The sequence below is a fragment of the Aestuariivirga sp. genome, assembly GCF_041738905.1.
In the GTDB taxonomy this organism is placed as follows: Bacteria; Pseudomonadota; Alphaproteobacteria; order Rhizobiales; family Aestuariivirgaceae; genus Aestuariivirga.
This window is the reverse complement of record NZ_JBGSOZ010000223.1, coordinates 1-5,387: the sequence shown is the minus strand read 5'-3', so window position 1 is coordinate 5,387 and position 5,387 is coordinate 1. Positions and strand designations below refer to the sequence as shown.

Genomic DNA, 5,387 nt, shown 5'->3' with positions numbered 1-5,387 from the left:
CGCGCTGGACGGCGGCTGGGGGCCAGCGGCCTTCGCCGTGGCGGAAGCCGCCGCCACCGGCATCTTCGATATCGTCAACCGCTTCCAGTAGGTTCCTTCAGCCACCCGCCGCCATGCTTTGGGGCCAATCGGCACATGCGCGAATTGGCGCTTTGCATCATGTCATGTGGTTGTTATAGAGCCGCGCATCAGGGGTTCAGGGGACAATGAGCATGATGAAAATCGTGGCAGGCAACAGCAACCGGCCACTGGCGGAAGCCATTTGCTCCTACCTGAGCATGCCGATGACCAAGGCGGTCGTCCGGCGCTTCAACGACATGGAGATTTTCGTCGAGATCCAGGAGAACGTCCGCGGGCAGGACATGTTCGTGGTGCAATCGACCTCGTTTCCGGCAAACGATCACCTGATGGAACTTCTGATCATCATCGATGCGCTGAAGCGGGCCTCCGCCAAGCGCGTCACCGCGGTGATCCCTTACTTCGGCTATGCCCGGCAGGACAGGAAGCCTGGTCCCCGGACTCCGATCTCGGCGAAGCTCGTTGCCAATCTCATCACCCGCGCCGGCGCTGACCGCGTGCTGACCATGGATCTGCATGCCGGCCAGATCCAGGGCTTTTTCGACATTCCGACGGACAATCTCTTTGCAGGGCCTGTCATGGTCCGCGACATCAAGCTCCACATGGATGTGTCGAATACGGTCGTCGTCTCGCCCGACGTGGGCGGTGTGGTGCGCGCGCGCGCCCTTGCCAAGCGGCTCGACACGCCGCTGGCCATCGTCGACAAGCGCCGCGAACGGGCGGGCGAGTCGGAGGTGATGAACATCATCGGCGACGTGCTCGGCAAGTCCTGCATCCTCATCGACGACATCATCGATTCAGGCGGCACGCTGGTGAATGCGGCGGAAGCGCTGCTGGCCAAGGGTGCCAAGGATGTCACCGCTTACATCACGCACGGTGTTCTCTCAGGCGGTGCGGTGTCGCGCATCACCTCTTCCAAGCTGAAGGAACTGGTCATCACCGACTCGATCCAGCCCACCGAGGCCGTCAAGATCGCGCGCAACATCCGCACGATGCCGATCGCCGCGCTGCTTGGTGAAGCGATCGGCCGTACCAGCCGCGAAGAAAGCGTCTCCAGCCTGTTCGAGTAGGCCTCAGGCCGACTTGTTCTTGGTGACCAGCCCGTAGACGAAGAGCACGATCACGGCGCCGACAATGGCGCCAATGAAGCCCGCGCCTTCGCCCGCCCGGTACCAGCCGATGGCCTGTCCCAGGTAACTCGCCACAAAGGCGCCGACGATGCCGAGGATGGTGGTGAGGATGAAGCCCTGCGGCTCGTTGTTGCCCGGCATCAGGAACTTGGCCACGACGCCCGCCACGAAGCCGATCACGATCGTCCAGATGATACCCATGCCGTATCCCCCATGGTGCAATGGATTGGAAGTTCAGTTTACCCCGACACCATGCAACCAACAACGGCAAAATGTGCTCTCCAGGTTGCAGCGCTGCCGTGCTATGATTAAGTATGTTTCAAAGAGGAGAGTTCAGATGAGCAACAAGACAATGCCTTCGCTTGCAGCGCTACTGGGGCTTCTTGCCGTCGCAGGCTACCAGAACCGGGAGAAGATCGGGGAGTTCCTGAAGGGCGCCTCCAATTCGGGAACCGCCGATAGACTCGTGAAGGGTGCCACGGATATCGCGGGCTCGCTTGGGGTTCCCGCGAGCATGACCGATGGCCTCAAGGGTGTCGTCGACAGTTTCCGTACGGCGGGTCATGGCGATGTGGCCGATTCCTGGGTCGGAACAGGGGTCAACCAGCCGGTGACCACCGAACAGACCGAGAAGGCCATCGGGCCCGATCTGATCGACCAGCTGGCGATGCAGACGGGCCTGACCCGCGACGACCTGCTCGCCCGGCTCTCGCAGATCCTGCCGGAAGCCGTCGACAAGATGACTCCTGACGGCAGGCTGCCTGCGGCCTGACAGGGATCATCCGTGACTGCGGTCACAGACTGATTCCGCCGGATTGGTCACAGTCGATGTTCAGGCCAATCCGGAAACCTCATGCGATTGAAGTATATCGTACCGCTGTTCGTCCTCGCCTTCCTTGCATCACCCGTGAAGGCAGAGGAGGGCGAGTTTGTTCTACCTGTCGTCACCTATCCGGCCCTCGTGGAAGCGGGTGCCAGTCCCGAGTCCTTCGTGCCACAAGGTTGGGTTGTCGAACACAAGATGGTGGGCGATCTCGATGCGGATGGGATCAGTGATGCCGTGCTGGTTCTCCGCGACAAGGACCCCGCGAATCTTGTGACAGATGCGCAGTACGGCGATGCCCTATTCGACACCAATCCGCGGATGCTCGTGGTGGTCTTCGGGCAGGCCGATGGCGGATACAGGCTGGCGCTCGAGAACCACAGGCTGATCCCGCGTCCCGACAATTCTTCGCAGGACGATGTCTTGTCGGAGTCCGGAGGCGTTTCGATCGAGCGCGGCAGTCTCAAGGTGACGCTCTACCTGTTCATGAGCGCCGGCGGCTGGGACATGGGCAACACGAGCTACACATTCCGCCATGAGAAGGGCAAGTTCCGGCTCATCGGCTACGACACCTACAATGTCCATCGCGGCAGCGGCGATATCGGCGAGGTGAGCATCAACCTGCTGAACGGCAAGGTCATCCTCAAGACCGGACATATCTCGCAAGACGACTCAAAGGTCACAGCCAGGAAGCTGAAAAAGAAGCCCTATCTTACGATAGAGGACGTTGGCGACGGCAGCGGACTTCAGTTCGACTATTGAGGCTTTCAGCCAATGTTCGGAATCGATGGCTGCAAGCAATCGTTGGCGCGACAGTTCCTGACAGGATGATCGTCCGGTTCATGCGAATATCATTCCTTCCCTGAATGACAACTCCTATGTAGGGCGCATGACTTCCTTCATTTCCATCGACAATGTCTCGAAGACTTACAAGGGCGGCCTTGCGGCGCTGCGTAATATCAGTCTCGACATCAAACGGGGCGAGATCCTGGCGCTGCTCGGCCCGAATGGCGCGGGCAAGACCACGCTCATCAGCACCATCTGCGGCATTGTCACCAAGAGTTCGGGCACCATTACAGTAAATGGTCATGACACTGTTACGGACTTCCGCGCGGCGCGGGCGCTTATCGGCCTGGTGCCCCAGGAACTGCATCTCTCCATCTTCGAAACGCCTTGGGACTCGGTGAATTTCAGCCGCGCGCTTTATGGCAAGCCTGCAAACCCCAAGTACATCGAGACATTGCTCAAGCGCCTTGCATTGTGGGAGAAGCGCGACGCGAAGATGGTGACGCTGTCTGGCGGCATGAAGCGGCGCGTGCTCATCGCGAAGGCCTTGGCGCATGAGCCCAAGGTTCTGTTCCTCGATGAACCGACCGCAGGTGTCGACGTGGAACTCCGCGGCAACATGTGGCAACTCGTTCGCGAACTGCGTGACACGGGCGTCACCATCATTCTCACCACCCATTACATCGAAGAGGCCGAAGAAATGGCCGACAGGGTCGGGGTGATCACGCGCGGAGAGCTGATCCTGGTCGAGGAGAAACATGCGCTGATGCACAAGTTGGGGCAGAAGCAGCTGACACTGCATCTGACCGCCCCATTGAGCGCGATACCGCAACGGCTGGCGGACTATCGCCTCGAACTCACCGGGGATGGCCAGACGTTGTCCTATTCATTTGATTCCCATGGCGGGCAGGGCAGCATTCCCCGGCTTCTGGCCGATCTCGCTGCCGAAAACATCTCCTTCACCGACCTCAACACCGCGCAGAGTTCTCTCGAAGACATTTTCATGGGGCTGCTCAAACAATGAACTGGCGCGGGGCCTGGGCCATATATCTCTATGAAATGAAGCGGTTCTTCCGCACGATCGGGCAGAGCATCGTGTCGCCTGTCATCTCGACCGTGCTCTACTTCGTGGTGTTCGGCGCCGCGATCGGTTCGCGTATCCAGCAGATTGACGGCGTCAGCTATGGCGCCTTCATCGTGCCGGGGCTCATCATGCTGTCCCTGCTCACGCAGTCCGTCACCAATGCCTCGTTCGGCATCTACTTCCCCCGGTTTTCGGGAACGATCTACGAGTATCTCGCGGCACCGATTTCGGCCATCGAGATGGTGATCGGTTTTGTCGGCGCGGCCGCGACCAAGGCGCTTCTCATCGGCGTCATCATCCTCGGAACGTCGGCTTTCTTTGTTCCGCTCTCGATCGCGCATCCGTTCTGGATGATCGCGTTCCTGCTGCTGACGGCTGTCACCTTCAGCCTGTTCGGGTTCATCATCGGCCTGTGGGCGGACGGTTTCGAGAAGCTCCAGATCATCCCGCTCCTCGTCATCACGCCGCTCACCTTTCTGGGTGGTAGCTTCTATTCGATCGACGTTCTTCCGCCCTTCTGGAGATCCCTGTCGCTGTTGAACCCGGTGCTTTATCTGGTCAGTGGTTTTCGCTGGAGTTTCAATGAGGTGGCGGATGTGAACGTGGGCGTCAGCTTGGGCATGACGGTGTTCTTCCTGGTGCTGTGCCTTGGCGCGGTCTGGTGGATTTTCAAGACGGGCTACCGGCTCAAGAGCTAGGTTATCCAGCCGTTGTTGCGTTTGCCGGTCAAATCCCCTATAGGCGCCTCCGTCCGTTCCGGCGTCGTTCACCCCTGGAGGAAGGCCGGACGGTCGTTTCATATCAGGAGTATACCATGTCCAAGATCGTGCAGCTCAAGGCCGCGTCGCGCGCCCGGGCAGGCAAGGGGGCCTCTCGCGCAGTCCGTCGTGATGGCCTCGTTCCCGGTGTCGTCTATGGCGACAAGAAGGAACCCACCCTCATTTCGCTCACCTACGGCGACGTCCTCCCCCACGTCCAGACGGGCCGTTTCATGTCGACGCTGATCGACCTCGATGTCGATGGCCAGACCGTCCGCGCCATTCCGCGCGACGTCCAGTTCGAGCCGGTGCGCGACTTCATCATCCACGTCGATTTCCTTCGCCTTGGTCCGGATTCCCGCATCGCCGTCGACGTGCCGGTGCATTTCAAGGGCCAGGAAGTTGCCCCCGGCATCAAGGCCGGCGGCGCGCTCAACATCGTGTCGCACACGGTGGCGCTGTTCTGCTCGGCCAACTTCATTCCCGACGAGATCACGGTTGACATCTCGGGTATGCAGATCGGCCAGTCGGTCCACTTGTCCGACATCACGCTGCCCGAGGGCGTGACCTCGAAGAGCAGCGATGACGTGACATTGTGCGCCATCACCGCGCAGGCCAAGGAAGAGGAAGCAGCCGCTGCTACCACCGCCGAGGTTCCCGCGACGAACCAGAAGGCTCCGGCTGCCGCTGCGGCCGCTGGCGGCAAGGCTGCGGCTCCGGCCAAGGGC

The 5,387-nt window shown here is 60.5% G+C and carries 7 protein-coding genes; 6 read left to right on the top strand and 1 reads right to left on the bottom strand.

The genetic code is table 11. The features are described 5' to 3' along the window. Positions 1-215 precede the first annotated feature (215 nt). Positions 216-1,148, top strand: coding sequence for a ribose-phosphate pyrophosphokinase (locus ACEW8Q_RS22780; RefSeq protein WP_373506371.1), 933 nt, complete (start codon positions 216-218; stop codon positions 1,146-1,148). 3 nt (positions 1,149-1,151) lie between these two features. Here the strand turns inward: ACEW8Q_RS22780 and ACEW8Q_RS22775 are convergent, their stop codons facing one another. Continuing rightward, the gene (locus ACEW8Q_RS22775) at positions 1,152-1,409 is read right to left on the bottom strand and encodes a GlsB/YeaQ/YmgE family stress response membrane protein (protein ID WP_373506370.1); all 258 of its coding nucleotides are present in this window, start codon (positions 1,407-1,409) and stop codon (positions 1,152-1,154) included. Between the two features lie 136 nt (positions 1,410-1,545). Between ACEW8Q_RS22775 and ACEW8Q_RS22770 the strand changes: the two genes are divergently transcribed. From ACEW8Q_RS22770 to ACEW8Q_RS22750, 5 genes are all read left to right on the top strand, one after another. Beyond that, positions 1,546-1,980, top strand: a complete 435-nt coding sequence (locus ACEW8Q_RS22770; RefSeq protein WP_373506369.1) for a YidB family protein — start codon at positions 1,546-1,548, stop codon at positions 1,978-1,980. An 81-nt stretch (positions 1,981-2,061) separates the two neighbouring features. Then, on the top strand, positions 2,062-2,793 hold the full coding sequence (locus ACEW8Q_RS22765; protein WP_373506368.1) for a hypothetical protein: 732 nt from the start codon (positions 2,062-2,064) through the stop codon (positions 2,791-2,793). Positions 2,794-2,920: 127 nt separating this feature from the next. Continuing rightward, complete coding sequence (locus ACEW8Q_RS22760; protein ID WP_373506367.1) at positions 2,921-3,841, top strand: ABC transporter ATP-binding protein; 921 nt, start codon at positions 2,921-2,923, stop codon at positions 3,839-3,841. After that, positions 3,838-4,599, top strand: coding sequence for an ABC transporter permease (locus ACEW8Q_RS22755; RefSeq protein WP_373506366.1), 762 nt, complete (start codon positions 3,838-3,840; stop codon positions 4,597-4,599). Before ACEW8Q_RS22760 ends, ACEW8Q_RS22755 begins: the two co-directional genes overlap by 4 nt. A 116-nt stretch (positions 4,600-4,715) precedes the next feature. Next, the coding region (locus tag ACEW8Q_RS22750) for a 50S ribosomal protein L25/general stress protein Ctc (protein WP_373506365.1) at positions 4,716-5,387 on the top strand (672 nt) is incomplete at its 3' end.

What these genes read in the sequence shown, in the direction of transcription:
- ACEW8Q_RS22765 (WP_373506368.1), top strand. Translation starts at nt 2,062, where the DNA reads ATGCGATTGAAGTATATCGTACCGCTGTTCGTCCTCGCCTTCCTTGCA.
- ACEW8Q_RS22780 (WP_373506371.1), top strand. Translation starts at nt 216, where the DNA reads ATGAAAATCGTGGCAGGCAACAGCAACCGGCCACTGGCGGAAGCCATT.
- ACEW8Q_RS22775 (WP_373506370.1), bottom strand. Translation starts at nt 1,409, where the DNA reads ATGGGTATCATCTGGACGATCGTGATCGGCTTCGTGGCGGGCGTCGTG.
- ACEW8Q_RS22755 (WP_373506366.1), top strand. Translation starts at nt 3,838, where the DNA reads ATGAACTGGCGCGGGGCCTGGGCCATATATCTCTATGAAATGAAGCGG.
- ACEW8Q_RS22770 (WP_373506369.1), top strand. Translation starts at nt 1,546, where the DNA reads ATGAGCAACAAGACAATGCCTTCGCTTGCAGCGCTACTGGGGCTTCTT.
- ACEW8Q_RS22760 (WP_373506367.1), top strand. Translation starts at nt 2,921, where the DNA reads ATGACTTCCTTCATTTCCATCGACAATGTCTCGAAGACTTACAAGGGC.